The sequence below is a fragment of the Saccharothrix coeruleofusca genome (assembly GCF_014648515.1).
Taxonomy (GTDB): domain Bacteria; phylum Actinomycetota; class Actinomycetes; order Mycobacteriales; family Pseudonocardiaceae; genus Actinosynnema; species Actinosynnema coeruleofuscum.
The window spans coordinates 84,931-110,780 of the sequence record NZ_BMRG01000013.1; the positions used below are offsets into that span (position 1 = coordinate 84,931).

General features: G+C 71.6%; 29 protein-coding genes and 1 tRNA gene. 10 read left to right on the forward strand and 20 right to left on the reverse strand.

Going from position 1 to position 25,850, the window contains the following annotated elements:
* Positions 1-2: 2 nt before the first annotated feature.
* The 7 genes from IEZ00_RS26160 to IEZ00_RS26190 all read right to left on the reverse strand — a co-directional run bounded on the left by IEZ00_RS26160 (position 3) and on the right by IEZ00_RS26190 (position 4,235).
* Positions 3-314 carry a transposase gene (locus IEZ00_RS26160; RefSeq protein WP_090053759.1) on the reverse strand — a complete coding sequence of 104 codons (312 nt, stop codon included), beginning with the start codon at positions 312-314 and terminating at the stop codon, positions 3-5.
* Between the two features lie 172 nt (positions 315-486).
* Positions 487-837, reverse strand: a complete 351-nt coding sequence (locus IEZ00_RS26165; protein ID WP_306344696.1) for a hypothetical protein — start codon at positions 835-837, stop codon at positions 487-489.
* A 136-nt stretch (positions 838-973) separates the two neighbouring features.
* On the reverse strand, positions 974-1,267 hold the full coding sequence (locus IEZ00_RS26170) for a hypothetical protein (protein WP_189225990.1): 294 nt from the start codon (positions 1,265-1,267) through the stop codon (positions 974-976).
* Between the two features lie 16 nt (positions 1,268-1,283).
* Positions 1,284-1,580 carry an HC3 family zinc finger protein gene (locus IEZ00_RS26175; RefSeq protein ID WP_189225991.1) on the reverse strand — a complete coding sequence of 99 codons (297 nt, stop codon included), beginning with the start codon at positions 1,578-1,580 and terminating at the stop codon, positions 1,284-1,286.
* A gap of 83 nt (positions 1,581-1,663) precedes the next feature.
* A complete protein-coding gene (locus tag IEZ00_RS26180) occupies positions 1,664-2,287 on the reverse strand; it encodes an AAA family ATPase (protein ID WP_189225992.1) in 624 nt (207 codons plus the stop codon).
* Entirely contained in the window at positions 2,284-3,051 is a 768-nt protein-coding gene (locus IEZ00_RS26185) for a 3'-5' exonuclease (protein ID WP_189225993.1), read from the reverse strand. The genes IEZ00_RS26180 and IEZ00_RS26185 overlap by 4 nt, the downstream gene beginning before the upstream one ends.
* A complete protein-coding gene (locus IEZ00_RS26190) occupies positions 3,048-4,235 on the reverse strand; it encodes a radical SAM protein (protein ID WP_229796104.1) in 1,188 nt (395 codons plus the stop codon). The genes IEZ00_RS26185 and IEZ00_RS26190 overlap by 4 nt, the downstream gene beginning before the upstream one ends.
* 130 nt (positions 4,236-4,365) lie before the next feature.
* Here IEZ00_RS26190 and IEZ00_RS26195 point away from each other — a divergent pair, with 130 nt between their 5' ends.
* Together IEZ00_RS26195 and IEZ00_RS26200 are read left to right on the forward strand one after the other, a co-directional pair.
* A complete protein-coding gene (locus tag IEZ00_RS26195) occupies positions 4,366-5,688 on the forward strand; it encodes a helix-turn-helix domain-containing protein (RefSeq protein WP_189225994.1) in 1,323 nt (440 codons plus the stop codon).
* A gap of 10 nt (positions 5,689-5,698) precedes the next feature.
* Positions 5,699-6,583, forward strand: coding sequence for a phosphotransferase (locus IEZ00_RS26200; protein ID WP_189225995.1), 885 nt, complete (start codon positions 5,699-5,701; stop codon positions 6,581-6,583).
* Positions 6,584-7,767: 1,184 nt separating this feature from the next.
* On the opposite strand, the gene IEZ00_RS26205 is transcribed toward IEZ00_RS26200, so the two are convergent.
* The 7 genes from IEZ00_RS26205 to IEZ00_RS26235 all read right to left on the reverse strand — a co-directional run bounded on the left by IEZ00_RS26205 (position 7,768) and on the right by IEZ00_RS26235 (position 13,758).
* Positions 7,768-7,841, reverse strand: a tRNA-Pro gene (locus IEZ00_RS26205).
* A 140-nt stretch (positions 7,842-7,981) separates the two neighbouring features.
* Positions 7,982-9,091: a sensor histidine kinase gene (locus IEZ00_RS26210; RefSeq protein ID WP_229796105.1), complete on the reverse strand. Its 1,110-nt coding sequence runs from the start codon at positions 9,089-9,091 to the stop codon at positions 7,982-7,984.
* Positions 9,088-9,747, reverse strand: a complete 660-nt coding sequence (locus IEZ00_RS26215) for a response regulator (RefSeq protein ID WP_189225996.1) — start codon at positions 9,745-9,747, stop codon at positions 9,088-9,090. The genes IEZ00_RS26210 and IEZ00_RS26215 overlap by 4 nt, the downstream gene beginning before the upstream one ends.
* Positions 9,748-9,769: 22 nt before the next feature.
* Complete coding sequence (gene der / locus IEZ00_RS26220) at positions 9,770-11,179, reverse strand: ribosome biogenesis GTPase Der (RefSeq protein ID WP_189225997.1); 1,410 nt, start codon at positions 11,177-11,179, stop codon at positions 9,770-9,772.
* Positions 11,176-11,829 (reverse strand): lysophospholipid acyltransferase family protein, encoded by a 654-nt coding sequence (locus IEZ00_RS26225; protein ID WP_189225998.1) that lies wholly within the window; start codon positions 11,827-11,829, stop codon positions 11,176-11,178. Before IEZ00_RS26225 ends, der begins: the two co-directional genes overlap by 4 nt.
* Positions 11,826-12,560, reverse strand: coding sequence for a (d)CMP kinase (cmk, locus tag IEZ00_RS26230; RefSeq protein ID WP_189225999.1), 735 nt, complete (start codon positions 12,558-12,560; stop codon positions 11,826-11,828). Before cmk ends, IEZ00_RS26225 begins: the two co-directional genes overlap by 4 nt.
* 85 nt (positions 12,561-12,645) lie before the next feature.
* Positions 12,646-13,758 (reverse strand): DUF1015 family protein, encoded by a 1,113-nt coding sequence (locus IEZ00_RS26235; protein WP_189226000.1) that lies wholly within the window; start codon positions 13,756-13,758, stop codon positions 12,646-12,648.
* A gap of 19 nt (positions 13,759-13,777) precedes the next feature.
* On the opposite strand from IEZ00_RS26235, the gene IEZ00_RS26240 reads away from it, so the two are divergent.
* The 4 genes from IEZ00_RS26240 to IEZ00_RS26255 all read left to right on the forward strand — a co-directional run bounded on the left by IEZ00_RS26240 (position 13,778) and on the right by IEZ00_RS26255 (position 17,357).
* On the forward strand, positions 13,778-14,260 hold the full coding sequence (locus IEZ00_RS26240; protein WP_189226001.1) for a cation:proton antiporter regulatory subunit: 483 nt from the start codon (positions 13,778-13,780) through the stop codon (positions 14,258-14,260).
* A 5-nt stretch (positions 14,261-14,265) separates the two neighbouring features.
* Positions 14,266-15,450, forward strand: a complete 1,185-nt coding sequence (locus IEZ00_RS26245; RefSeq protein ID WP_189226002.1) for a cation:proton antiporter — start codon at positions 14,266-14,268, stop codon at positions 15,448-15,450.
* Positions 15,451-15,558: 108 nt separating this feature from the next.
* Entirely contained in the window at positions 15,559-16,734 is a 1,176-nt protein-coding gene (locus IEZ00_RS26250; RefSeq protein WP_189226003.1) for a S8 family serine peptidase, read from the forward strand.
* A gap of 152 nt (positions 16,735-16,886) precedes the next feature.
* The gene (locus IEZ00_RS26255; RefSeq protein ID WP_229796106.1) at positions 16,887-17,357 is read left to right on the forward strand and encodes a DUF6319 family protein; all 471 of its coding nucleotides are present in this window, start codon (positions 16,887-16,889) and stop codon (positions 17,355-17,357) included.
* A gap of 157 nt (positions 17,358-17,514) precedes the next feature.
* Here the strand turns inward: IEZ00_RS26255 and IEZ00_RS26260 are convergent, their stop codons facing one another.
* Together IEZ00_RS26260 and IEZ00_RS26265 are read right to left on the reverse strand one after the other, a co-directional pair.
* Positions 17,515-18,471 carry a quinone oxidoreductase family protein gene (locus IEZ00_RS26260; protein ID WP_189226100.1) on the reverse strand — a complete coding sequence of 319 codons (957 nt, stop codon included), beginning with the start codon at positions 18,469-18,471 and terminating at the stop codon, positions 17,515-17,517.
* Positions 18,472-18,476: 5 nt separating this feature from the next.
* Positions 18,477-19,274 (reverse strand): SDR family NAD(P)-dependent oxidoreductase, encoded by a 798-nt coding sequence (locus IEZ00_RS26265; RefSeq protein WP_229796107.1) that lies wholly within the window; start codon positions 19,272-19,274, stop codon positions 18,477-18,479.
* A 127-nt stretch (positions 19,275-19,401) separates the two neighbouring features.
* On the opposite strand from IEZ00_RS26265, the gene fabG reads away from it, so the two are divergent.
* From fabG to IEZ00_RS26285, 4 genes are read left to right on the forward strand one after another with little or no spacing between them, the layout of a single operon-like run.
* Positions 19,402-20,163: a 3-oxoacyl-ACP reductase FabG gene (gene fabG / locus IEZ00_RS26270; protein WP_189226006.1), complete on the forward strand. Its 762-nt coding sequence runs from the start codon at positions 19,402-19,404 to the stop codon at positions 20,161-20,163.
* Entirely contained in the window at positions 20,163-20,639 is a 477-nt protein-coding gene (locus tag IEZ00_RS26275; RefSeq protein WP_373293199.1) for a MaoC family dehydratase, read from the forward strand. The genes fabG and IEZ00_RS26275 overlap by 1 nt, the downstream gene beginning before the upstream one ends.
* Before the next feature lie 9 nt (positions 20,640-20,648).
* On the forward strand, positions 20,649-21,368 hold the full coding sequence (locus tag IEZ00_RS26280) for a MerR family transcriptional regulator (protein WP_189226007.1): 720 nt from the start codon (positions 20,649-20,651) through the stop codon (positions 21,366-21,368).
* A gap of 23 nt (positions 21,369-21,391) precedes the next feature.
* Positions 21,392-21,892: a hypothetical protein gene (locus IEZ00_RS26285; RefSeq protein WP_189226008.1), complete on the forward strand. Its 501-nt coding sequence runs from the start codon at positions 21,392-21,394 to the stop codon at positions 21,890-21,892.
* On the opposite strand, the gene IEZ00_RS26290 is transcribed toward IEZ00_RS26285, so the two are convergent.
* From IEZ00_RS26290 to IEZ00_RS26305, 4 genes are read right to left on the reverse strand one after another with little or no spacing between them, the layout of a single operon-like run.
* Entirely contained in the window at positions 21,853-22,425 is a 573-nt protein-coding gene (locus tag IEZ00_RS26290) for a TetR/AcrR family transcriptional regulator (protein WP_189226009.1), read from the reverse strand. The genes IEZ00_RS26285 and IEZ00_RS26290 overlap by 40 nt on opposite strands.
* Before the next feature lie 29 nt (positions 22,426-22,454).
* Complete coding sequence (locus IEZ00_RS26295) at positions 22,455-23,216, reverse strand: hypothetical protein (protein ID WP_189226010.1); 762 nt, start codon at positions 23,214-23,216, stop codon at positions 22,455-22,457.
* On the reverse strand, positions 23,203-24,669 hold the full coding sequence (locus IEZ00_RS26300; protein WP_189226011.1) for a substrate-binding and vWA domain-containing protein: 1,467 nt from the start codon (positions 24,667-24,669) through the stop codon (positions 23,203-23,205). Before IEZ00_RS26300 ends, IEZ00_RS26295 begins: the two co-directional genes overlap by 14 nt.
* Positions 24,666-25,847 carry a hypothetical protein gene (locus IEZ00_RS26305; protein WP_229796108.1) on the reverse strand — a complete coding sequence of 394 codons (1,182 nt, stop codon included), beginning with the start codon at positions 25,845-25,847 and terminating at the stop codon, positions 24,666-24,668. The genes IEZ00_RS26300 and IEZ00_RS26305 overlap by 4 nt, the downstream gene beginning before the upstream one ends.
* Positions 25,848-25,850 lie beyond the last annotated feature (3 nt).

The window sequence follows — 25,850 nt, forward strand, 5'->3', positions numbered from 1 at the left end:
CTTCACGACCGTCGCCGGGTCGGGTCGAGTTCCGAGGCGAAAAAAGCGCTCGCGGCCTTGAGGATCTCGTTGGCACGCTTAAGTTCCGCGTTCTCCCGCCGCAACCGGCGCAGCTCCTCCGACTCGCTGGTCGTCGGCCGGTCGTCGCGCTCGCCGCGGTCGGCCTCGTCCTGCCGGATCCAGTTACGCAGTGCTTCGTGATGCACCCCGAGCTGCTCGGCCAGCCGCCGGATCACCGGCTTGGGATCCGACTCCCGGTACAGCCGGACCGCTCGAGCCCTCAGCTCATCGGGGTACTTCTTCGGTGCTGCCACGGACGACTCCCTTCAGATCCTATCGGACCATGCTTGAAGTCTCCGAGCTACCGGGGGAACCTCAAAGCGGCGGCATTGACCGCGATCAGTCAAACCTGATGCAGCCGGACCGCACGGGCTCGGCTCGTCCGGGCACTTCGTCGAGGACGCCCACGAACGACCCCTTCTAGGGCTATCGGGCCGTGTCCGACAATCTGCGAGTGGCTGTTCGAGGTCGCCCGTCGGGTGGTGTCGCTGTTCCGGATGAGTGTGGCACGACTTGGAACAAGGTCTCGAAGGTTGAGGTGGGCAGCGCGGCCAGGGCGCCGCCGATGAACGCCGCGCCTGGTTGCAGGGAACCGTCCAGCACTCTGCTGACGGTGGACCGGTTGATGCCCATCGCTTTGGCCAGCGCGTACTCGGAGTGCAGACCTGCGTCGGCCATGGCGGCCAGGAAGTCCGAGCGGCGCAGCCGGATAGTGAACCTCCGGCGGTCGCTGCCGCCGTGGTGATCCGGTCGGGGTGTGTCGTTGAAGCGGCTCATGATGTGTGCCCCGTTCGCACCACAACCCTCATGGACGGCGGTGGTTGTGCCATTGGCCGCGGCGGTGGCCGGGGGACGTCGTCGGCGCGGGGTACCGGTGTGGGATACCCTGCGCCGACGCGGCGGTTGGTCGGCCTCAGCGGGTCGGGGTTGCGGTGTTGTCGGGGAGCCAGACCAATCGCGGGGCGGTGTCGCCGTCGTCGAAGTGGCGCAGTGCTCCCTGTGGGGTGTCGGTGTGGATCTGGAAGGCGCTGTCGGTGGAGACGGCGTAGGCGTGCTCGGGGAAGGCCAGTCCCCAGGCGGCGATCGTGTCGTTCTCGGTGTCGGTGTCGTAGGTGGCGATGGCGAACAGCCTGGGCGCGGTGTCCTGGGCGAGTCGGGTCAGTACCCGCGTCAGGTTCTGGTCCGGGTCGTGGGTCGGCTCGGTCATGAGGGTGCGCCTTTCGTCAGGGGGAAACACGGGGTGTCGGGGTGGTCGATTGTCGTGGCGCGGGTGCCCCCTGCAGGGCTTGCGTGGATGGGTGGCCGTGCGGTCGGGGGTAGGGCGGGATGCCTTCGTGTCGACGCCAGTGCAGATCGCAGTCCGGACAGGTCGGCCAGCACCAGTCGGTCTTGGGCGGTGAGCGGCGGGGGACGATGAGCGGTAGCGCGCACAACGTCTGGCCCGTGTCACCGGGCAGCAGGTCGGTGCTGATGGCGTGGCGTCGTCCGGTGTGGGGCAGCCAGCGGAAGTCCCGTCCCATTGCGACACTCCAGGATGCGGGCGGAGGTGGTGCTCGCTGTGGTGCCGGAGGTCGGCAGCGCGTCCTCCGATGGGGTTGCCGGTTCAGGATTCGACCACCGTGGTGGGATCGCTCAGGTGTGCGGTGGCGAACTGGACGGCGGTGCGCAGCGCGTGGTCGTGGCCGTCGGCGGGCAAGTTCTCGTGTGCCAGGCCGAACTCGTGCAGAACCCGGTCGATGTGCTGCCCGGCCAGGTGCCTGAACCGCTGGTCGCTGCTGCGCGTCTTGTCCTGCCCCAACGGGATGCCCGGTTCCAGGGTGGTGTGGAAGAGCAGGTCGTAGTGCACGCTGTGCCGCCGCACCAACATCTCCAGCAGTGCGCAAGCCTGGGGGTCGAGGGGTTCGTCGCGGTAGGCCAGCGCCGCCCGGTAGTAGCCCAACGCGTCGGGGACCGCCCGGTCGACCAGCACGACATCGGCATGCGACCAGGCTTCCAACTCCTCGCTGATGCCGCGGGTGACAAACCACAACGTGGAAGCCCAGGTGTGGTTGTCCAGGATCGGCAACCCCATCCGCTGGGCCTGCTCACCCAGGTCGGCCACCGTCGCCACCTGTACCTGACCGCGGCGCAGCTCGTGGGCCAGCCGCGCCAGGAAGGTGCTCTTGCCCGTGGAGTGGGTGCCCACCACGCCGATCACGACCGGCTTCTCCACCCCGGCCACGCTCACCACAGCCCCGCCTCCGGCGACCGGAATTCCGCCGGCGCGGCCACCCGCACCAGCCGGTCCCAGGACAGCCCGCCGTCACGGACGAGCCTGCACAGCAGCAGCCAGGCACACCAGGCGTCGAACCCGGCCCGGTGCGCACGCCGCTCGCGCGGACCGCTGGTGTCCAGACCGGCGTGCCGCACCAGTGCGCCCAGCCCGTAGGCGGGCAGCCCCGGCCAGAGGTGACGGGCCAGGGTGAGGGTGTCCAGCACCATCGGTGGCCGCCACGTGGGCAGATGCGCGCGCAGGACGCGGTAGTCACCGGCGGCGGCATGGGCCACCATGGTGCGACCGGTCACCAGCGGCTCGACCTCGCGCGCCACCCCGCGCCACAACGGTCTGTCTGCGAGCTCGTCGTCGGTGATGCCGTGGATGCGCCGGGCCATCGCGGTCACCGGCGTCGCGGGCCGCACCAACCACGACCGCACCCGCGTCCCACCCAAGGGCCCCTCGCCCACCGCACCCTCGCCCACCGCACCCTCGCCCACCGCACCCTCGCCCACCGCACCCTCGCCCACCGCACCCTCGCCCACGGGGCCCTCGCCCACGGGGCCCTCGCCCACCGCACCCTCGCCCACGGGGCCCTCGTCCCGGCCGTCGGGGCCAGCGGCGACGGTTAGCACCGCGATTTCCACGATTTCCGGCGGCTGGGCACCGTTGCCCTCCAGGTCGACCACGGCCAGCGGGTGCCCGGCCAGCGCAGCAGGCGGTGACAGGGCCGTCATGCGCTCTCTCCTGTTTGTGCGGGCGGCGTGGGCCATCCCAGATCGGCGCGGCCGTGACGGCGCGGCAGGTGGGGCCGGGTCACATCGTGCACCTGGAACCCCAGGCTGTGCTGCATCAGGTACCGGCGCTGCTCGTCCAACCCGGCAACCACCGCCGCCCGGTCGGTGACCTCCACCAACGCCCCACCCAACCGGGTGGCCATCCCCTCCACGACAACGCGATGCGGCCTGCTACACCCCGCAGCGCAGCGCGCCCGCTGAACAGCAGGGCAGATGTCGCACAGCTCGCGGATGCCGAAGTGCCCGTTGTAGTCGGCCACACCGTGGGCGTAGGCCACGCCGCAGGAGGTCTTGCGGAACAACGGCCCGCCACCCTCGTACCGCCCGGCGGCGGCCAGGATGCGCCGCTCCAGCGTCTCCGGAAAGACCTTGCGCCGCGCCACCTCGCCGTACGGCTCGGGCAGGCCGTGGGCGCGGTAGTAGTCGCGGATGCGGTCCCGGTAGAACAAGCCGGTGAACACCGTGGCGTGCGCGTGCGCACCCAGTCGCAGCGCCCGGTCGAGGTGGGCGTCGCTGTCGTTCAGACCCGGCACGATCGGCCGCCAGTACAACACCACCCGATACCGATCGGCGTGTGCGAACGCCGTCTTCAGCGACGCGGCGGCGATGGCGGAGTCCACCGGCTCGATTCGCGTGTCCTCGATACCCGAATAGGTGATCAGCAGCGTCACTTTCAGGGTCCGCAGCGTGTTCAGCACCGCGCAGTCCTCCGGTGTCACCCGCCACCGGGTGATCACCAGCACGTGGTTGGTCAACCCATGCTCGTCCAGCATCCGCAGCACCCGCATCAGGTGCGGCTTTACCGCAGGCAGCATCGGATCCGTCGCGCGGTTGAGCAGCTGCACCGGTGTGAGGTGCGGTCGGAAGAACCTGTGCGACACCAGCGCATCCACCGCCTCCTCGTCGCTGGTCAGCGCGCGGGGCACCTTCATGTCGAAGTTGCCGAACAGGTGCCGCACGCAGTACCCGCAATCCAACGGACACCCGACAATCCAGTTCAGGCTCAAGCCCGACTTGCGGTACTCCACCACCTCCCGCAACTCCGGCCGCAACCCCGCCCGCCCGTCCTCGTCGAGCAGTCGCACACCCAATCGGGGGTGTGCTCCGACATTGTCGGTGTTCACCAGTCACTCCTCTCGGCCTGCTGGAATCCGTACGGATGTATTTCGGTCAGACCGTGTACGATCAGCAGACAAGAAAACCAGCCGGACACGCCATTTGCCCCTATTTGCCCCTGGCGCAAGCGGAGGCGACATGACCGAAGACGAGCAGGACCAGGAACACGAGTCGGCCGGTGTTCGGCTGGCCCGAGAGATCCGCCGCCTCCGTGACCAGGCAGGACTCAGCCAGCCACAACTGGCCAAGAGGATCGGCTACACCAGGCAGTACGTCTCGCTGGCCGAGCGTGCCGACCACAACCTGCCCTCCGCCGAGATCGTCAGGGCCCTCGACGACGCACTCGGTGCCGGCGGAACTCTGATTGCGCTACGGGACCAGGGCAAACGCGAGCAAAAGCAGTTGCGCCGGGAATCGGCGGCCAAGCAAGCCCACGGGCAGCCGACATCATTCATGTCTACAGGACAAGGACCGAACGTACCTGTGGTCGCGGGGTTCGACGGGAGCCGACTGCTTGATGGCCTGAGGCTCGACTCGCCGCCCCGGCGGCGAGTCGGGCGGGCCGAGGTCGAGCAGGTCAAGCTGATGACCGGTGCGCTGGCGGCCAGCGAGAACCTCTACGGCGGCGGTATGGCGGGCGAGGCCGGTATGGCCCACCTGCGGTGGGCGTGCCGAGTGTTGGAGGCGCAGTCAGATTCGGCGATCACACCGTCGTTGTTCGAGGCCGTCGGGAACCTGGCCGAGGTGGTGGCGTTCTCGGCCTTCGACGTCGGTGACCACCCGGTTGCGGCGCGGTGCTTCCGGATCGCCTTGTGGTGTGCCGAGCAGGGTGGTTCGTGGGAGTTGCGGGCGGCCACTCTGACCGACATGGCCCGCCACGCTCTCTATCTGGGTGATCTGGACGAGGCCCTGTCGCTGGTCGAGTTCGCCCAGGTCCGTGGCGACCGGCTGACGGCCACGGCGAGGGCCGTGACCGCGGTGGTCCGCGCCAGAGTGCTGGCCATGCTGGGCCGTCACGACGAGGCCGCGGCGGAGGTGGGCCGCGCCGACGCGCACTTCGCCGAGCGCCAGGCGGCCACCGATCCGCCCTGGCTCCTCTACTACGACGAGGCTGAGCACGCGGGCAGCAGCGCCCGAGCGCTGCTGCCCGTCGCTGTGGCCCGCACACGGCAGGGGGAGGCCGCCGAACGCCTGGGCGCGGCGATCCGCCTGCACAGCGACGCCTATCCGCGATCGCGGGCATTCTCCACGACGCGGCTGGCCACCTTGCACATGATCGCGGGCGATCCACATGAAGCCGCAGTACTCGGGCAGCGGGCGGTCACGGACGCCGCAAGGTTGCAGTCCCGGCGGATGAGCCAGGAGCTGCACACCTTGATGCGTGCCAGCCAACGGCACCTGTCGATCCCCGAGGTGGCCGATCTGTCACGTTCCCTGGCAGCGGCCGCTGCCGATGTCTGAGGCGCCCGGCATGCCGGTCATCCACCCCGCATACGAGATTCTCGCCAGGGCAGGCGCCCAAGCGGGTGTGCCGACAGCCGGAGCGGAACTGATCCGCGACGGCGTCAACGTCCTCTACCACCTGCCCGGTGGGATCGTCGCCCGCATCGGCCCGGCAGGCTCCTACGACACCGCCGCCCACCTGCTTCGCATCTCGCGCTGGCTGGCCACCACCGACGTGCCGGCCGTCCGCGTCCTAAACGGTGTACCCCAGCCCACCATGGTCGGCAATCGGCCCGTCACCTGGTGGATACGACTTCCCGACCACCGACACGCCAGCCCCGCCGAACTCGGAGCGACCCTCAGGCGAATCCACGCACTGACCGCACCGGACTGGCCGCCACTGCCCCCGCTCGACCCCTTCAACGGACTGGACGAGGCCATCGCCACGGCCACCACGATCACCGACCGCGACCGCACCTGGCTCACGAACCTCCAGGCCGGACTACGCCGCGAATACGCGGAGCTGCGATCCGAACTGTCCCGGCACGTCATCCACGGCGACGCCTGGCAAGGCAACCTCGCCGTCCCCGAGGACGGCACCCCCGTGCTACTCGACCTCGACCACGTCGGACTCGGCCCCCGCGAATGGGACCTGATCCCCCTGGCCGTCGACCACACCGACTTCGCCCGCATCACCCCCGCGCAGTACGACGCGTTCGTCAACGCCTACGGCGGCTACGACGTGACCACCTGGCCCGGCTACCGCACACTGGCCACCACCACAGAACTCCGCTGGACCGCCTTCATCCTCGGCAAAGCCAACACCGACCCCCACGCGGCGAACGAAGCCAACCACCGCCTGGCCTGTCTACAAGGCGACATAAAGCGCCCCTGGCAGTGGACCCCCTTCTGACTGAAAGCGCAGAGTCGAGCCTCCACTTGCTGATCGATCACGACCTCGTAGAAGGCATCCGCGAGGACCATGATGACAGCGCCGATGCCAGGTCCGTCGCTGAAGAAGTAGTCGGCCATGGTGTTGTGGGCCTCCCGGTTGTCGATGACCGCCTCAGTGACCGCCACCTGGAAATCCTGCGATTCCACGAACTGCTTCTTCGAGTTGACCTGGCCTGGTTGGTCAGGATGGTGGCCGGGGCCGCCGAACAGAACACACCCGCGTGCGCGGGGTCGAGGACTCCCGATCGGTCCAGGTCTGGTTGTCGGCCGGAACACCCCGCGTGCGCGGGGTCGAGCTCACCCTCGACCCGGCCGACGTCGACCTCGTGGGAACACCCCCGCGTGCGCGGGGTCGAGCCGGTCTGGAGGTAGATCGTGTGGGTGCGGTGGGGAACACCCCCGCGTGCGCGGGGTCGAGATCGGCATAGCGGTCGGCGCGGTCGGCGACGCGGGAACACCCCCGCGTGCGCGGGGTCGAGGGCTTGATGACCAGGAACTCTATGAACCAGAACAGCGTTTCTCATTCACTCCGTTTCCGCACCCGCCAGCCAACCCGATCACACATCCACACACCCCCGCCCACTAGTCCGACACCCCATCCAACGTCACCAACCTGACCCCCTCATACCCGAGCACGACCACCGACTCCGAACCGACCACCCCGGCAACCACCGTCCCCTTCACGACATCACACGCCATCCGGCAACCCCACAGGACCACTCATCATCACCGCAACGACCTCACCAACCGGCCATGACGCGACCGACACCGACACCGCAGAAGGAATGTCATCGGGACGCCCAACGGCCCGCTACGCGCAACCGGAGCCCGTTCCCGCCCTTACCCGACGTCAGACCGCCTTCCGCAACACACCGGCGCCGATCCGCAACACCTGACGCATCCCGCGGCCGGTCACCACCACTGGGTGACGTTTGACGTCGGTTGGCGACATTCACCCGTTCGAGGCGACCCCATTTGGCCCTGGTCAAAGATCCGGAGCCACCCGCTCCGGATTTCGCTCCTATACAGCGTTCACCAAGATCGCAAAGTTACCGTCCGTGACCACGCAAAGATCGACACCAGCATACGAAAAAGCCCGCTGACCTGGGCAAACTACCCAAGCCAACGGGCTTCTTCAGACCGTCGGGACGACAGGATTTGAACCTGCGACCCCTTGACCCCCAGTCAAGTGCGCTACCAAACTGCGCCACGTCCCGGCCACATCCCCGTCTCCGGGGGTGCGCGCATAGCTTAGCGCATCCCGCGAAGATCCCCCGACACCGGGGTCCCTCATCGCCCCTACCTGCGAAAACAGCGAAAATCAGCCACCACTGGCCTCCGCCGGCCGGACCTCCCGCTACGCGCTGGCCTGACCACGACGGGCACCGCGCGAGCCCGCGCCTTCCTCGCCGTCTTCCGACGAGCTGATCGGCAGGGTTGCCTCCACCGCGAACCCATCGCCGGAGGGGCCGCACCGCAGGGTGCCACCCGCCAGCCGCACCCGCTCGGCCAGGCCGTGCAGTCCGATGCCGTCGCCTTTCGGTTCGGCGGCTGCTGCCGTGGGTGGTCCGTTCACGACGCTGATCCGCAGCGTCCCGTCCCGCTGGGACAGTCGCACGTGGACCTCGGCTCCTGGTGCGTGCTTGGTCACGTTGGTCAGGGCTTCCTGCACGACGCGGAAGGCGGCCCTGCCCACTGCGGGCGGGATGGGGCCGCTCTGGTCGTCCAGGGTCACCTTCACGCCGGCGGCGCGGGCGCGTTCGACCAGGGTGGGGATGCCGTCTTGGTTTCGCGGCGGCTCGGCGTGGAGCAGGGCCAGGGCTGCTCTCATCTCGTTCAGCGCTTCCTTGGCCGACGTTCTCAGCCGCAGTGCCGCCACGCGGGTCTCGGGTTCGTCCGTGGTGGCGGCCAGGGCGGCTGATTCGACGGCGATCAGGGTGGCGTGGTGGCCGACGGCGTCGTGGATCTCGCGGGCGATGCGGGCTCGTTCGGCTGCTCGGGCGCTGTGCTCCCTGGCCGCCAGTTCGGCCGCGCGGGCCCGCTGCGCTTCGGCCAGGGTGGTGGTCAGCTCCTGGCGGGTGGTGATCAGGGCGCCCAGGGCGGTGGGGGCGCCGGAGACGAAGAGGGTGAAGGCGTAGGTGAGGAGGGTTCTGCTGGGCGGCAGGGATTCGTTGATCACGACCAGGGTGGCCGGGGTCAGCGTCGTCACCGCCACCCATGCCGCCATGCTGCGCACGCCTGAGGTGCGGCCGATGTGGTAGAGGGCTACTACGGTCGCGGGCCAGCCCAGGCCGCCGAGCAGGGCCGGGAGGCAGGCCAGGAGGGACAGCCAGGGGCGGCGGTGGCGCAGCGGCAGCGCGATGCACGCGAAGAGGGCGGCGGGCAGGGACCACTCGTACGGGGCGGTGCCCGCCATCAGCGCCATCGCGGCGGGCACCGTGACGGCCAGCACTTCCCCGAGGATCACCACGTGCCGCCCACCCGGTGGGCGACCAGGGCGGCTTGGACGCGGTTGTCCACGCCCAGCTTCATCAGCACCGTGGAGACGTAGCTCTTCACGGTCGCCTCGCTCAGGCCCAGTTCGGCGGCGATCACGGCGTTGGGGTGGCCGTCGGCGACCAGGGCGAGGACTTGGCGTTCGCGGGTGCTCAGGCTGTCCAGCTGGGTGTTGGACTTGAGCCTGCCGCCGCGCAGCTTGGGCAGCAGGCGGGCGGTGATCCGCGGGTCCAGGACGGCTCCGCCCGCGGCCAGGTCGACGACCGCGCGGATGAGGGCCTCGGGTTCGGCGTCCTTGAGCAGGAAGCCCTGGGCGCCCAGGTCCAGCGCGGTGGCCACGTAGTCGTCCAGGTCGAACGTGGTCAGCACCGCCACGGCGGGCGGGTCGGGTCTGCTCAGCAGGGTGCGCAGCGCCGTGAGGCCGTCCACCCCCGGCATCTGCACGTCGACCAGCGCCACGTCGGGGCTGGTGGCCCGCACGGCGTCGAGCAGGGCGGCCCCGTCGGCGGCCTCGGCGACCACCTGGACCCGCCCGTCGGCTTCCAGCAGCACCCGCAGCCCCCGGCGGAGCAGCGGTTCGTCGTCCGCGAGGACCAATCGCACCGGCACGACGCCAGGCAACCGCATCCGGCCTGCCGGAGCAACCGGGTCACTTCTTCTGGCGCTTCTCCCGCACCCGGACCGAGATGCGCACGGGGCTGCCCTGGAAGCCGAACTCCTCGCGCAGCTTGCGCTCCACGAAGCGGCGGTACCCGGCTTCCAGGAACCCGGTGGTGAACAGCACGAACGTGGGCGGTCGGGTGGCGGCCTGGGTGGCGAACAGGACCTTGGGCTGCTTGCCGCCGCGCACCGGCGGCGGGGTGGCGGCGATCAGGTCGGACAGCCACGAGTTCAGCCGACCGGTGGGGACGCGGGTGTCCCACGAGTTCAGCGCGGTGCGCAGGGCGGGTGCCAGCTTGTGCACGGCGCGGCCGGTCAGCGCGGAGATGTTGACCCGCTCCGCCCACGGCACCCGGACCAGGCCCCGCTCCAGCTCGCGCACCATGGCGTGCCTGCGGTCCTCGTCCACCAGGTCCCACTTGTTCAGCGCCAGCACGCACGCGCGCCCGGACTCCACGACCATGGTCAGCACTCGCAGGTCCTGCTCGCTGATCGGCTCGGCCGCGTCCAGCAGCACGATGGCCACCTCGGCGGACTCGATGGCGGCCTTGGTGCGCAGCGAGGCGTAGTACTCGGCGCCGCTGGCGAAGTTGACCCGCTTGCGCAGTCCGGCGGTGTCGACGAACCGCCACACCTCGCCGTCCAGCTCGACCAGGGAGTCCACCGGGTCCACGGTGGTGCCCGCGACCGAGTCGACCACCGCGCGGTCCTCGCCGGTGAGCCGGTTGAGCAGGCTGGACTTGCCCACGTTGGGCCTGCCGACCAGGGCGACCCGGCGGGGGCCGCCCGCTCCGGCGCCGAAGGTGTCGCGCGGGGTCTCGGGCAGCGCTTCGAGGATCTTGTCGAGCATGTCGCCGGAGCCGCGGCCGTGCAGGCCGCTGACCGGGATCGGCTCGCCGAGGCCCAGCGACCACAGCGAGGCCACTTCGGCCATCAGCCGCTCGTCGTCGACCTTGTTGGCCACCAGCAGCACCGGGCGCTTGGAGCGGCGCAGGACCTTGACGGCGGCTTCCTCGGTGGTGGTCGCGCCGACGGTGGCGTCGACCACGAACAGGATCGCGTCCGCGGTGTTCATGGCCAGTTCGGCTTGCGCGGCGACGGCGGCCATCATGCCGGTGGCGTCGGGTTCCCAGCCGCCGGTGTCGACCACGGTGAACTTGCGCCCGTTCCACAGCGCGTCGTAGGCCACCCGGTCCCTGGTCACGCCCGGCACGTCCTGCACGACCGCCTCGCGGCGGCCGATGATCCGGTTGACCAGCGTCGACTTGCCCACGTTCGGCCTGCCGACCACGGCCAGCACCGGTTGCGGCGGTGCGCCGCCCTCGTCACCGCCGAACGAATCGTCGTCGAATTCCGACCACTCGGACTCGTCGGTCCACGTGCCGTCCAAGTCCGTCATCGTGCTTCTCCACTCGCGCTTCGCTTGTCGTCGAGCTCGGCCACCAGCGTGGCCAAGCGGTCGCGGACCTGCTCGGTGGCCGCCGCCAGCGCCTGCCTGCCCCGGCCGGGCGGCAGCGCGAACGGCTCGCCAATCAGCACGTCCACCACGGGTCGGAACCGCCTGCGCGATCCCGGTGGTCGCAGGGTGCCCCGGCAGGCCACGGGCAGCACCACCGCGTCGGCCGACAGCGCCAGCCAGGCCGCGCCCTGCTGGGCGCTGGCCACGTCGCCGGAGCCGCGGGTCCCCTCGGGGAACACGCCGACCACGCCGCCCGCCCTGAGCACCTTCTGCGCCGCCAGCAGCGGCGCCCGGTCCACCTCGCCGCGCCGCACGGCCAGCTGGCCGATCCGGCGCAGGAACCAGCCCGCGGGGCCGCGGAACATCTCCTGCTTGATCAGGAACACCACCCGGCGGGGCAGTTCGCCGAACAGCAGCGGGCCGTCCACCATCGAGCTGTGGTTGGCCACGACCACCACCGGGCCGGTCGCGGGCATCCGCTCGCGGCCGCGCACCCGCACCCGGAACGGCAGTTGGAAGGGTACTCGCGCGATCCACCGGCCGAGGTCGACCAGCCGGGGCACGGCTCCTTCGGGGAGCTGGTCGGTCACCCGCCCACCCGTCCGGTCGGCTGCGCGGCCACCCGCAGCCCGCGGTCCTCGACCAGCTCCAGCAGGGCGGCCAGGGTGGCGGGCAGGTCCAGCGAGGTGGTGTCCAGCTCCACGGCGTCCTCGGCCGGGCGCAGCGGGGAGACCGCGCGGGTCGAGTCGTAGTCGTCGCGGCGGCGCACGTCGGCCAGGGTCTGGTCCAGGCTGGCCGCGCGGCCGGACGCGGCGTCCTGCCGGGATCGCCGCTGGGCCCGTGCGTGGGCGTCCGCAGTCAGGTAGACCTTCAACTCGGCGCTGGGGGCGACGGCGGTGCCGATGTCGCGGCCCTCGACCACGATGCCGCCCACCTGCTCCAGCGCCTCGGCGATGATCCGGCGCTGCTCGGCGACCAGCAGTTCGCGCACCTCCGGCACGGCCGACACCGGTGACACGGCCGTGGTCACCTCGGGGCCGCGGATCTCCGCGCCGACGTCGGTGCCGTCCAGCGTGGTGGTCGAGGCCTCCGGGTCGGTGGTCTGCACCAGGTCGGCGGTGGCCGCGACCGCGGCGACGCGCTCGGCGTCGGCGGGGTCGACACCCGCGCGCAGCACGGCCAGCGCCACCGCGCGGTACATCGCGCCGGTGTCCAGGTAGCGGGCGCCCAGTGCCGCCGCCAGCTTGCGCGCGACGGAGGACTTGCCGGTGCCGGAGGGCCCGTCCAGGGCCACCACGCCACGCAGCTCACCGTGTCCCACCGGGTTTCCTCCTCCAGGCCGCCGAATGGCTCCATTGTGCCGGGTGCGGCCGGTCACAACCGAACCGGCCGGTGGTAGGGGCGGATCAGCGGCCGAGGTCGGCCAGCAGCAGGCCGCTGCGCGGCTTGGGGGTGAAGTAGGTGCTCTTGCGGGGCATCCGGCCGCCCTCGGCGTGCACGGCCAGCACGTCGGCCAGCGGCACGGGGGCGATGAGCAGCACCGCGTCGGCATCGGGCTGGTCCTCGTCGGTGACCGGGCGGACCTGTCGGCTCTCCGGGTCCAGTCCCAGCGCCCGCGCCAGCAGCACGCGCTCGACGGCCACGTGGTCGGCGCCCCGGTCCGGCAGCTCCACCCGCAGCGCCGCGCCGCCCGCCCTGGCGATCACGACGCCGCGCGACGGGCGGTGCGCGGCGTCGACCTCGGTCACCGGCAGGCCCACCGCGCGCCATGCGCGGGCGAGGTCGGGCAGTGCCAGCCCGGTTCCGGTCAGCGCCCGGTGGATCGGGCCGACGCGCAGCGCCGGTCCGGCGGTGACCAGGGCGAGCAGGCCGTCCAGCCCGGCCGCGGCGGCCGCGGCGACGCGGTGGTTGCCGTCGGCGACCATCAGCGGGTGCGCGCCCGCCGCGGCCAGCAGGGCGTCCTGCCTGGCTCCGGGACCGACCAGCCACAGCCGGTGCCTGCGCCCGCCGCTGTCGACCACGCTCGCCGCGGGCTCGTCGTCGATCTCCGCGACCAGTTCGGTCAGCTCGACCCGCTCGGCCACCGGCACCAGCATGGCGGCGCTGGTCGCGCAGCCCAGGTCGGAGAGCACGCGCGCCCGTTCGGCGACCACCTCGGGGTAGACCTCCTCGGTGTGCCCGACGGCGGTCGGGTCCACCACGCACAGCAGCCCGTGCGCGGTGCCGTCCGGTCCGTCCACGCGGTAGGGCGCGACCACGTCGGTGACCCGGCGGTAGGCGGTGTGGCGCAGCACCGCCAGTTCGTCGCGGGCGTGGGGCAGGGCGTCCACCAGGCTCAACCCGCGCGCCAGCGCCTGCGGGGTGCGGTGCGGGTGCTGCACGGCGAGCAGGGTGCGCGTCCGCGCGCGGGCCAGCGCCGCGATCACCCGCTCCGGTTCGGCGAACTCGTCGACGTCCGGTCCGGGCACTTGGTCCCGAACCACCCAACCTACGCGAACCGGACGCACGAGTTCCACCACGGAAGCTACGATCGCACGCATGAACGTCGAGGTAACGCCCTTGCCAGGGATAGGAACCCGTCAGGACTTCATGATCCGCGCGGGGCGGCGGCTGGGGGTGATCACCTACCGCGACGGCCGTTTCGAGCTGATCGTGTCCAAGGAGGGGGACGCGGACGCCTGCTCGGCGTCCATCCCGCTCTCCCCCGCCGAGGCGGGCACGCTGGCGGGCCTGCTGGGCGCGCCGCAGCTGGTGGCCCACCTGGAGGAGCAGAACCGCGACGTGGCGGGCGTCACCACCCGCCAGTTCCCGATCGTGCCCGGCTCGCACTACGACGGCCGCACGCTGGGCGAGACCGAGCTGCGGACCCGCACCGGCGCGTCGATCGTGGCCGTGCTCCGGGCGGGCACGGTGCACCCGTCGCCGCGGCCGGACTTCGTGTTCGCGGGCGGTGACCTGGTCGTCGTGGTGGGTACCGCCGACGGTCTGCGGGAGAGCGCCGATCTCCTGGGTGGTGGCTGACCCCTTTGCACACAACAGCGATCGCACTGGTCCAACTGGGGGCGGTCTTCTTCGGCCTGGGCTTGCTCGGCAAGCTGGCGTGGCGCATCGGCGTCTCCCCCATCCCGCTCTACCTGATCGGGGGCCTGGCCTTCGGGCACGGCGGCCTGATCCCGCTGGCGGGCATCGAGGAGTTCGCGCACCTCGCCAGCGAGATCGGCGTCATCCTGCTGCTGCTCCTGCTCGGCCTGGAGTACTCCGCGGCCGAGCTGATGACCGGCCTGAAGCGGTCCTGGACCGCCGGGCTGGTCGACATCGTGCTCAACGCCACCCCCGGCGCCGTGGTGGCGCTGATGCTGGGCTGGGGCCCGGTCGGGGCGCTGGCCATGGCGGGGGTCACCTACATCTCCTCCTCGGGGATCATCGCCAAGGTCCTGGGCGACCTGGGCAGGCTCGGCAACCGGGAGACCCCGGTGGTGCTGTCCGTGCTGGTCTTCGAGGACCTGGCGATGGCGGTGTACCTGCCGATCCTGACCGCGTTGCTGGCGGGCGTGAGCTTCCTGGGCGGGCTGAGCGCGGTGGGCATCTCGCTGGCCGCGATCACCGTCGTGCTGGTCGTGGCCCTGCGGTTCGGCCGCTACGTCTCGGCGGTGGTGGACAGCCCGGACCCCGAGGTGTTCCTGCTCAAGGTGCTCGGCTCGGCGCTGCTGGTGGCGGGCGTGGCCTCGCAGCTGCAGGTCTCCGCGGCGGTGGGCGCGTTCCTGCTGGGCATCGCGATCTCCGGGTCCACCGCGGAGAACGCCACCCGGATGCTGGAGCCGCTGCGCGACCTGTTCGCGGCGATGTTCTTCGTGGTGTTCGGCCTGAACACCGATCCGGCGTCGATCCCGCCGGTGCTGGTGCCCGCGGTGGCGCTGGCGGTGGTGACCACGGCGACGAAGGTGGCCACCGGGTGGTGGGCCGCGCGGCGGCAGGGTGTGGGCCGGATGGGGCGCGCCCGCGCGGGCGCGGCGCTGGTGGCGCGGGGCGAGTTCTCCATCGTCATCGCCAGCCTCACCGTGGCCTCCGGCGCGGTCGACGGCAGGCTGGCGGCGCTGGCCACGGCGTACGTGCTGCTGATGGCGGTGCTGGGTCCGGTCGCGGCGCGGGTGGTCGAGCCCCTGGCCACCATGTTCACCCGAAAGCGTGGTAGCGAGGTCGCGGCGGTCTGATCGGGGTATCTGGCTCCCTTCAGGGACCTCAGTCTTGGCAAGCGGACCGCGTCCCGGCGGCGCGGTCCGCGTCACCACTGACTGCCGCCACACCCCGAAGGGGTCGTCATGTCGCAACCAACGGGCGCCGAGACCACCGGCCGCTACCTCGTCCTGATGGACGACAACTCCACCGCCGCGGGCGCTCGCGAGCTGAACCGGGTCGCCGGGATCAACGCGGCCAGCACGGCCGACTCCGCCACCAGCGAGGAGCTGGCCGCCGCCGACGGCGTCATCTTCCAGGACCTGGGCATCGCCGTGGTCGACGCGGTGCCCGAGCAGGTCAGCCTGCTGGCCCGCGCCGCCGAGGCCCCCGGTCCGATCGCGGTGGTCGAGCCGGAGCGGGTCGTGCGGGCCTACGCGGTGACCGCCGAGCAGGCCGCCGCGGCGGTCGACGAGAGCGTGTTCACCTGGGGCCTGCAGGCGGTGGGCGCGAACCTGAGCACCGCCACCGGCAAGGGCGTGCGGGTCGCCGTGCTGGACACCGGCTTCACCCCGGCGCACGGCGACTACGCGGGCCGCACCGTGCTGACCAACTCGTTCGTCGCGGGCGAGTCGGTCGACGACGCGCACGGGCACGGCACGCACTGCGTGGGCAGCGCGTGCGGACCGCGCAAGCCCTCCCTCGGCGGGCCCGGCTACGGCGTGGCCCACGAGGCCGACATCTACGCGGGCAAGGTGCTCAGCAACGCGGGCACCGGCACGGACGGCGGCATCCTGGCGGGCATCGCGTGGGCGGTGGCCAACAACTGCGCGGTGATCTCCATGTCGCTGGGCGCGGCCGTGCGGCCGGGCACCCCGTACTCGCAGATCTTCGAGCAGGCCGCCGAGCGCGCGCTGGCCAGGGGCACCCTCATCATCGCCGCCTCGGGCAACGAGAGCGCCCGCCCCGGCGTCGTCGCGCCGGTCGGGCACCCGGCCAACTGCCCGTCGATCCTGTCCGTGGGCGCCATCGACGTGCACCGCGCGATCGCCGAGTTCTCCTGCGGCACGGTGGACACCGTCGGCCAGGTGGACCTGGTCGGCCCCGGTGTCGACGTGCACTCCTCGTGGAACAAGGACCCGTGGCACCGCAGGCTGCGCGGCACCAGCATGGCCACCCCGCACGTCGCGGGGGTGGCGGCGCTGATCTCCCAGAAGTACAACGCGCGCGGCTGGGAGCTGTGGGCGCGGCTGATGCAGTCCGGTCGTCGCCTGGGGCTGCCCTCCACCGATGTGGGTGCGGGTCTGGTGCAGGCTCCCTGACGCGGGGGCGGGCGTCCCGCCACCGGTTCTCGATCGCGCTACCCCTACGCTGTGCGGGGCGTTCGACCCATTTTCGAACAAGTGTTCTAAGATCACGCCGGGTCGAGCCGGACGCGCAGAGAGGAAACGAGAACGTGCAGGCGGACACGCTCGTGGAACAGGAAGACAAGGTGGGCGCCGAGGCGTCCGCCGCACCCGTGCGGCAGGCTCCCGGTGCGGGGGCCGCGGCCGAGGTCGCGGACAAGGCCGCCGAGGCGCCCGCGGCGACTCCCGCCCCGGCCCCCGCACCGGTCGCCGCACCGGTCGCCGAGGAGCCCAAGCCCGCGAAGCGGGTGAAGAGCACGGCGAAGAAGACCCGCACGGTCGAGCTGACGCTCACCGTCACCGGCACCGCCGACGGCGAGTGGCAGGCCGACCTGGTGCACGGCACCAAGCGGGTCGTCTCGGGCCTGAGCATCTCGGCGGCCGCCGTGTCGCGCGCGGCCAAGGAGCTGCACGACGACATCGCCGGGGGCATCGACGAGGTCATCGAGACCGCCCGCGCCCAGCACCGCACCCGCATGGAGGAGCTGGAGGCCGAGCTGGCCAAGGTCAAGCAGGCGCTGGCCGAGCTCAGCGACTGACCAGCGGTCTTCGTTCCACAGCGGCGAGGCAGGCCCACGGCCTGCCTCGCCGCTTCTGCGCAGCAACCGCCCCGGTCACGCGAGCCCGAACAGCCCCGGCGCCAGCCTGGCGACCACCGCGCGAGGCCGCGCCGGAGGCGCGGCCGTCCAACACAGCTCACCCCTTGGGGTCGAGGACCAGCTTGCCGGTGGTGCGGCGCGACCGCAGGTCCTCGTGCGCCCGGCGCACCTCGGACAGGCCGTACTCGCCGCCGGGCACCGCGCGCAGCTCGCCCGCCAGCACCAGGTCGAACAGCTCCGCCATGGCGCGGTGCACGGCCCGACCGGGCAGCCGGAAGGCGTGCGGCAGCCACATCCCCACGACGGCGGTGGAGTGCGACAGCAGTTTGGCGGGCTCCACCGGGGTGGGCTTCTCCCGGCTGGCCATGCCGTAGAAGGCGAGCCTGCCGAACGGGGCCAGCGCCGCGATGCTCTGGTCGGTCACCGCGCCGCCGGTCATGTCCAGGACCACGTCCACCTTGCGGCCGCCGTTGGCTTCGCGCAGCGCCGCTGTCATGTCCTCGGTGGTGGAGTCGATCGCGATGTCCGCGCCCAGCTCCAAGGCCAGCGCGCGCTTGTCGGCGGAGCTGGCGGTGGCGATGACCCGCCCGGCGCCCCACTTCTTGGCCAGCTGCACGGCCAGTGATCCGACACCGCCCGCGGCGGCGTGCACGACGACGCTGTCGCCCGGTTCCAAGTGGACGCTCCGGCGCAGCAGCAGCCACGCCGTGGAGCCCTGCACGACCATGCTCAGCGCGGTGAGGTCGTCCACGCCCTCGGGCACGTCGAAGGCGGTGGCCTCGGGGACCACGGCCTTCTCGGCGTAGCCGCCGGAGGAGGTCAGCCCGACCACGCGGCGCCCTTCGGGGGTGCGGCCGACGACTTCGCCGCCGGGCACCAGCGGCAGTTCCATCTTCGCCAGGTAGGAGTTCTCGGCCTGGTGCGTATCGGCGTAGTTCAGGCCCGCGCGGCTGACCTCCACCAGCAGTTCGCCCGGACCGGGCACCGGGTCGGGCAGTTCGACCTCGGTGAGGACCTCGGGCCCGCCGAACTCGGTGATCTGGATGGCGCGCACGGGTCTCACGCCTCCTGGTCTGTGGTGAGCCGGTCGCTCCGCACGGCTACGCGCTCGCCGTCGGCGGTGCGCGGGCCGGGCGGGGTGCCGAAGGCGAACGGCTCGCTGGGGCGTCCTGATTGGACGAACCAGCACTCGCCGCCCTTGCCGCGGCGCAGCACGGCGAGGAAGGCGTCCACCACCTCGCGCACGTCCATGACGGGCATCCCCGCCGCTTGGATGGTGTCCTTGAAGCCGGTGATGATGGCGGTTTCGGCGAAGGACGGGCAGACCGCGTTGACGGTGACGCCGTCTGCGGAGAGCACCGGGCCCAGCGCGCGCACGAGTCCGACGACGGCGGCCTTGTTGGCGCCGTAGACCGGGTCCAGCGGCATCGCCACCAGACCGGCCATGCTGGCGGTGGCGATGATGTGCCCGCCGCCGCGCCTCTTCAGGGCGGGCAGTGCGGCGTTCACGCCGTAGACGACGCCGTCGAGGTTGACGCCCATGACGGTGCGGTAGCGCTCGGGGTCGAAGTCCTCGCCCAGACCGAAGCCCGTGGCGATGCCCGCGTTGAGCACCGCGATGTCCAGTCCGCCGAACTGCCGCTCGGCCAAGCCGACGGCGGCCTGGTTGCTCTCGGGGTCGCGGACGTCGCAGTGGGTGAACACCCCGTCCACCTCGTCGGCGACCGCTTTGCCGCGCTCCTGGTCGACATCGGCCACGACCACGCGCGCACCCAGTTCGGCCAGTGCCCGCGCGACGCCCGCGCCGATGCCGTTCGCCCCGCCGGTGATCAGCGCGACCTTGCCGTCGAATTCCAAGACCCCTCCTCGTCGATTACATTCCGACCAGTCGGTATGGTCCTGGCGGGACGACTCTGGCGTCAAGCCTAGTCGGGCCGGTACGTTTCTAAGCGCTTGCTTAGCCTGTGGACCGAGGAGGACAGACGTGGCCGAGACCGACGCTCGGGTGGCGATCGTGACCGGTGCCGCACGCGGCATCGGCGCCGCCGTCGCCACGCGGCTGGCGCAGGACGGCTTCGCCGTGGCGCTGCTCGACCTCACCGAGGACAGCTGCGCCGAGGCGGTGGAGAAGATCACCGCCGCGGGCGGCCGGGCCGTGGCCGTCGGGGTGGACGTCAGCGACAGCGCCTCGGTCGAGTCGGCCGTGCAGCGCGTGGCCGACGAGCTGGGCCCGCCGGTCGTGCTGGTCAACAACGCGGGCATCCTGCGCGACAACCTGCTGTTCAAGATGACCGACGACGACTGGGACGCAGTCATGAACGTGCACCTGCGGGGCTCGTTCCTGATGAGCCGGGCGGTGCAGAGGTTCCAGACCAAGGCGGGCTGGGGGCGCATCGTCAACCTGTCCAGCACCTCGGCGCTGGGCAACCGCGGTCAGGCCAACTACTCGGCGGCCAAGGCGGGGCTGCAGGGCTTCACCAAGACGCTGGCCATCGAGCTGGGCAAGTTCGGCATCACGGTCAACGCCATCGCGCCGGGCTTCATCGCCACCGACATGACCGCGGCCACCGCGGCGCGGATCGGCGTGGACTTCGAGGACTTCAAGAAGGGCGCGGCGGCGACCATCCCGGTGGGCCGGGTCGGCGTGCCCGAGGACATCGCGCACACCGCCTCGTTCCTGGTCAGCGACGGGGCCGGATTCGTGTCCGGACAGGTGGTCTACGTGGCGGGCGGGCCGAAGGACTGATGGCGTTGCGGACTTTCGCGAACCTCGACGAGTTCGCCGCCGCCAAGGGGACGCACCTGGGGTACGGCGAGTGGCACGAGGTCACCCAGGAGGAGATCAACCTCTTCGCCGACGCCACGGGCGACCACCAGTGGATCCACGTGGACCTGGAGAAGGCCGCGAAGGGCCCGTTCGGGGCCCCGGTCGCGCACGGTTACCTGACGCTGTCGCTGATCCCGCTGCTGGTGCGCGACATCTACCAGGTCCAAGGGTTGTCGATGGGGGTGAACTACGGGCTGAACAAGGTCCGGTTCCCCAACCCCGTGGTGGTGGGCTCCCGCGTGCGGGCAGGGGCGGAACTGGTGGAGGTCACCGACCTGCCGCCGGGCAAGCAGGCGGTGGTCAAGGTGACCGTGGAGATCGAGGGCGCGGCCAAGCCGGGCTGCGTGGCCGAGACCGTGGTGCTGCTGGTGCCCCGACAGGCGTCCGAGGGTTAGCCTGCGGGTGTGCTGAGCATCGGTGAGCTGGCCGGGCTGGCGGGCACCACGGTGCGCGCCGTCCGGCACTACCACGCCGAGGGTCTGCTGGAGGAGCCCGAGCGCGACCAGTGGGGCCACCGCCGCTACAGCGCCGCCGACCTGGTGCGGCTGCTGCGCATCCGACGGCTGCGGGAGCTGGGCCTGCCGCTGGACCGCATTCCGCAGGCGCTGACCGGCGACCTGCCCGGTCTGCTCGACGCCTTCGACGCCGAACTCGCGGCGCAGCAGGAGGAGATCGCCGAGCGCAGGCGCCGGATCGCCGAGCTCAAGCAGTCCACTTCGGACCTGGTGGTGCCGCAGGCCGTCGAGGAGGCGCACCGCCGGTTCGCCGAGGCGGGCGTGCACGAGGCCCTGCTGGCCGGGGAGCGCCAAGCCGTGCTGATGATGCTCGCCCTGGCCCCGGAAGCGCTGGGGGAACTGGAGCGCCTGTGCCGCCGGGTGCTCGACGACCCGGACGCGTTCCAGGTGTGGCTGGAGGCCGTGCTCGCCTTCCAGGACCTCGACGCCGGAGCGGACCAGGCCGACGTGGACGCGCTGGCCGACCGGTTCGCCGCCATGCTGCCCAGGCCCGCGGCCACCGGCGCGGGCACGGCCGCCGACAAGCTGCTCGCCGACCTGCTGCGCTCCTACACCACCGCGCAGCAGCGGGTGATGGCCGCCATCGGCGAACGGCTTGCCCTGACGTAGCGTCAGGCCTCCACCCTGCCCGCATGGAACGAAGGATGTGGGCAGCGCTGCGGGCCGGGATCACCGGGAAGCGGGACGTGCCGCCCGGAACCACCGCCGTGCCCTACGACGACGACCGCGCGGTGCTGCTGTGCATGGTGGTGCTGTCCATCGTGGAGATCATCGCGGTCGACGTGCTCCTGCCCTGGCTCGCCGCCCGCGTCGTGCTCCTGGTGCTCGGCCTCTACGGCCTGGTGTGGATCACCGCCCTCTACCTCTCCCTGAGCACCCACCCGCACCTGGTCGGGCCGCGGGAGCTGCGGCTGCGCCACGGGTTCCTCAAGGACACCGCCGTCGCGCTGGCGGAGGTGGCGGCCGTGCGGCGGGAGGTCGACAGCAACGACGGCGCGGCGCTGCGGATCGGACCCGCCACCTCGAACGTCGTGGTCGAGCTGACCGACGGGCGGCGCGTCCGGTTCCACGCCAACAACCCGGACGCCGCCGTTCAGGCCGTGCGCAAAGAGCTGAGCAACAGGTCCGCGTAGTGCCGCCCGATCTGCTTGGCCGACAGCGCTCCCTCGGCGCTGTACCACTGCCCGAGGTGGTGCACCGAGCCGAAGAAGTAGTGCGTCACCAGGTCGGCGGGCACGTCGGCGCGGAACACGCCGGTGGCCTGCCCCTCCTCCACCAGCGAGCGGAACCGCTCGTGGTAGCGCCTGCGCTCGGCCCGCACCTCGCGCTGCTTGGCCTCGGGCAGGTGATCCGCGGCGTTGAAGTAGACCCTGGCCTGGTCGAAGTTCTCCACGCTGGTCACCACCACGTCCAGCGCCGCGGCGTGCAGGCGCTCGGCGACCGGGGCACCGCCCTGGGCGAACCGCTCCAGCCGCTCGGTCTGCATCCGCAGCAGGCTGCCGTAGATCTCCAGCAGCAGGTCGTCCTTGGAGCCGAAGTAGTGGTACATGGCGCCCTTGGTGACGCCCGCCAGGTCCACGACCTCCTGCACCGCGACCCGGTCGTAGCCCTTGGCGGCGAACAACCGCGTCGCGGCCTCGACCAGCCGCTCCGGAACCGATGCCATGCCACCAGGATCGCAGATCGGGCAGGCGCTCACTGGAACACCGCGATCGGCCGGATCACCAGCTCCCCGTCGCGCGCCTTCCACGACTGCACCTTGCCCAGGCACCGGGCGTTGAACACGCCGTCGGGCACCACGTCGTCGCGCAGCCCGGCGCTCTGGCACTCCACCCGCACCTGCGGGCCCTCCTCCGGATCGTCCGGGTCGCCGAACGGCGCCAGCAGCACCGTGGTGCCGCTGCCCTCCTCCGCCACCCGGAACACGCCCCGCACCGACACGTAGGTGTCGATCCGCCTCAGCCGGGCGGTCCTGGCGCTCTCCTCGCCCAGCGCCCGCACCAGCGCGGGCGTGCCGCGGACCGTGCGGTCGCGCAGGTCGACGTGCACCACGCCGTCGCCGGACTCCAGCGCGTCGAGCAGCAGGCCGACCACGGCGATCGGCTCGTAGTTCTCGATGTAGGTCTTGACCACCTCGCGGCCGGACGCGCGGGCCCCCTCCAGGCCCATGTCCAGCCCCTTGAGGGCGATCTTGCCGTCCTTGGTGACGCCGACGCGGTCGACGACCTCCTTGGCCATCGCGTCGCCGTACCCGCCGACCTGGTACAGATCCATGACGGCCTTCTCGTCGAGGTAGAGGGTCAGCCCCGGCACCTCGGCCCTCGGCGCGTAGCGGTGCCGGGCGCGCCAGGCCAGCACGAGCACCACCGCGGCGACGACCAGCGCCAGCGCGGTGGTCAGCCACACCGCCGCCCAGGGCCACCACACCGACCACCACAGGCCCCTATCGACAGCCACGGATCTCCTTCACCGCTTCCAGCAGCGACCCGGTCGCCGCGTCCACCACGCGCCCACCGGTCGCCTTGGCCACCCGGTCCAGCTCGACCGGGTCGGCCTCGCCGAACCGGATCGCGTAGGTGCGCGCGGGCGGGTCGGGCAGGGCGCGCAGGAACTCCTCAGCGCTGATGCCCGCGTTGTTCTCGCCGTCGGTCATCAGCACCACCGCGCCGCCCTCGGCCAGCCGGTGGCCGCGGTCCAGGGCGGACCAGATCGCGGTGCCGTCGACCAGGTCGTCGGCGGCCAGCACGTCGCGCAGCGCGTCCAGGTCGGCCTGGCCCCGCACGGTGACCGTGTGCTCCTGGAGCACACGCCCGGCGAAGCGGACCACGGTGATGGTCTCCCCCAGGGCGAACCGGTCGAACCCTCCCCCGCCGCCGAGCGTGGCGAACGCCTCCCGCAGTCCGGCGATGCGCGCGCCCGCCATGGAGGTGGAGTAGTCCAGCACGAACACCACCCGCCCGCGTTCGCCTGCCGCCGCGCGGTCGTAGGCGGCCAACAGGGTGTCCAGGACCTCCTGTCGGTCGGGGAAGTAGAGCGCGTTGCCGATCGGCTCGCTCAGCCGCGGCGGGCGCGGCAGGTCCGGTTCGACCGGCCTGCGCCCGCGTTCCATCAGCAGCCGCTGTCCCCGCTCGCCGCGCAGCCAGTCCACCACCCGGTCGTAGGCATCGCGCCGCTCGGGCTTGAGCAGCATCAGCGGGTAGTCCGACAGGACGATCCCGTCACGTGGGTAAGCGATTTCCAGGGGCTCGCGCAGTTTGCCGGAGTCGTTGAGGGACAACAGGACCGACTCGTAGCCAATGAGCGCGTCCACGTCGTCCTGGGTGCGCACGTACTCGTCGGCGGCGGCCGTGGACGTGGGCGCGCTGAAAGCCCGGCCGGTGAGGAACCCTCCCAGCTTGTCGCACGTGACGTCCTGGGGCCGCAGCGCCGATCCGGTGGCCGCCGCCGCGGTCGCCACTCCGACGAGCGCGTCCAGCCCGCTGGCGGCCCGGTGCGGGTCGGCCATGCCGAACCGCAGCTCGCCCGCCGCCGCCCGGTCAGCCACCTCGGCCCACGTGCCGCCGCGCACCCGGTCCGCCACGCCCTTCTTGACACCGATCACCAGCGGGGAGGCCATCGTGCTGGTGGACAGCGGCGGCCGGGCGCCCCTGAGCTTGAGGTAGCGGTCCGACGACAACCAGGCCAGGTCGTGTCCGGCACCGCCGGAGGCCAGCGCGGCGGTGGCTTCCAGCGTGTTGCGGTGCTCCAGCACCAGTTCGACACCGGTGTCGCGACGCAGCCGCTCCAGCACCGGCCCCAGGTCCGCCAGTTCGGGGGAGGCCAGCACGGTCAGCCTGGCCGGTGGGGGCGCTTCCGCCGAGCAGCTCGCCGCCAGCAGCGCCGCCAGCAGGACCGCCGCCAGGCGCTTCACGGGCAGTCCCCGACTCGTTCGATCATCTTCTCCAGCAGCGGCAGGGAGGGCAGGAACGTCTCCGTGTCGCCGACACCGGTGCTCGGCACGTCGATGCCCAGTGCTTTCAGGAACCCCGTCAGCTGGCCCTGGGACAGCGAACCGTCCGGCTCGAAGACGCGGAAACCCAGCTCCAACGCGCGTTTGCGCAGTCCGGGGTGGTTGGTGATCATCTCACCGAGCCGGTCGCCCGCCGGGGTCAGCGCGATCAGCTCGGGCACGGTCTGCACCTGCGCCTCGGGGTAGAGCAGGACGCGGTTGCGGTCGATCTCGCCGGTCTGCTGCTTGAGCCGGATCTGGTGGGCCAGGTACTGGTGCTCGTAGATCACCGCGACCGGCGCGAGCCCCTTGCCCTCGGGGGCGAGGTACTGCTTGGACATGTCGTCACCGGGCAGGCCCTGGCTGGTCAGCAGCGGCTTGATCCGGTCGGCCAGCGCCAGCGCGGACTCCTCGTCCTGCGGGATCTGGTTGCCGTTCTCCACGAACGCGATCAACCCCAGGTAGGTGGCCGCCGAGTTGGCCGAGCAGATGTCCGAGGTCTGCGCCAGCACCCGGTTGCCGTTGTTCAGCCCGTGCGAGAGCTCGTTCCAGGTCTGGCCTTCCTTGATGTGCTCGACCAGCGAGGTCATCGGCAGGTTGTAGTAGAGCGACTTGTCCGGCTCGCCCTGCTCCACGGCTTGCAGCGCTTCGGCGTAGTCGCGGTAGGTCGCCAGCACGATCGGGCTGAAGAACGGCTTGTGCACCTTGGCGTACTTCGACTCCCGCTGCCGCTGGTTGCGGATCAGCAGGGCGGCGGGCTGCCCCGACGGGAACACGAAGTCGTAGCTGTCGATGTCGTTGGTTGCGATCGACCGCGACCCGGCCCTGGTGATGTGCACCTGCACCCCTTGGGCCATCAGGAGGCGGCGCACCACGTCGTCGGTGAAGAACTCCGACTTCGAGGCGAGCTTGCCGGTGATCACCAGCACCTGCTTGAACGGCAGCGCGACGGTGCCGCTGACGAACAGCGCGACCGCGCCGGCCAGTGCCACCGCCGCGCTGATCCCGAACGGCAGCAGGTAGCGCTTGCGCCGCAGCACCGGTCTCGGCGGCGCGAGAACGGTCAGAGCTGGTTCCTCGAACGTGCGACTCGCGGCCACGAA

Excerpts from the sequence above, each read along its gene's own strand:
- IEZ00_RS26165 (WP_306344696.1), bottom strand. The coding sequence starts at position 837 with ATGAGCCGCTTCAACGACACACCCCGACCGGATCACCACGGCGGCAGC.
- IEZ00_RS26170 (WP_189225990.1), bottom strand. The coding sequence starts at position 1,267 with ATGACCGAGCCGACCCACGACCCGGACCAGAACCTGACGCGGGTACTG.
- IEZ00_RS26175 (WP_189225991.1), bottom strand. The coding sequence starts at position 1,580 with ATGGGACGGGACTTCCGCTGGCTGCCCCACACCGGACGACGCCACGCC.
- IEZ00_RS26185 (WP_189225993.1), bottom strand. The coding sequence starts at position 3,051 with ATGACGGCCCTGTCACCGCCTGCTGCGCTGGCCGGGCACCCGCTGGCC.
- IEZ00_RS26195 (WP_189225994.1), top strand. The coding sequence starts at position 4,366 with ATGACCGAAGACGAGCAGGACCAGGAACACGAGTCGGCCGGTGTTCGG.
- IEZ00_RS26200 (WP_189225995.1), top strand. The coding sequence starts at position 5,699 with ATGCCGGTCATCCACCCCGCATACGAGATTCTCGCCAGGGCAGGCGCC.
- IEZ00_RS26215 (WP_189225996.1), bottom strand. The coding sequence starts at position 9,747 with ATGCGGTTGCCTGGCGTCGTGCCGGTGCGATTGGTCCTCGCGGACGAC.
- der (WP_189225997.1), bottom strand. The coding sequence starts at position 11,179 with ATGACGGACTTGGACGGCACGTGGACCGACGAGTCCGAGTGGTCGGAA.
- IEZ00_RS26240 (WP_189226001.1), top strand. The coding sequence starts at position 13,778 with ATGAACGTCGAGGTAACGCCCTTGCCAGGGATAGGAACCCGTCAGGAC.
- IEZ00_RS26250 (WP_189226003.1), top strand. The coding sequence starts at position 15,559 with ATGTCGCAACCAACGGGCGCCGAGACCACCGGCCGCTACCTCGTCCTG.
- IEZ00_RS26275 (WP_373293199.1), top strand. The coding sequence starts at position 20,163 with ATGGCGTTGCGGACTTTCGCGAACCTCGACGAGTTCGCCGCCGCCAAG.
- IEZ00_RS26285 (WP_189226008.1), top strand. The coding sequence starts at position 21,392 with ATGGAACGAAGGATGTGGGCAGCGCTGCGGGCCGGGATCACCGGGAAG.
- IEZ00_RS26290 (WP_189226009.1), bottom strand. The coding sequence starts at position 22,425 with ATGGCATCGGTTCCGGAGCGGCTGGTCGAGGCCGCGACGCGGTTGTTC.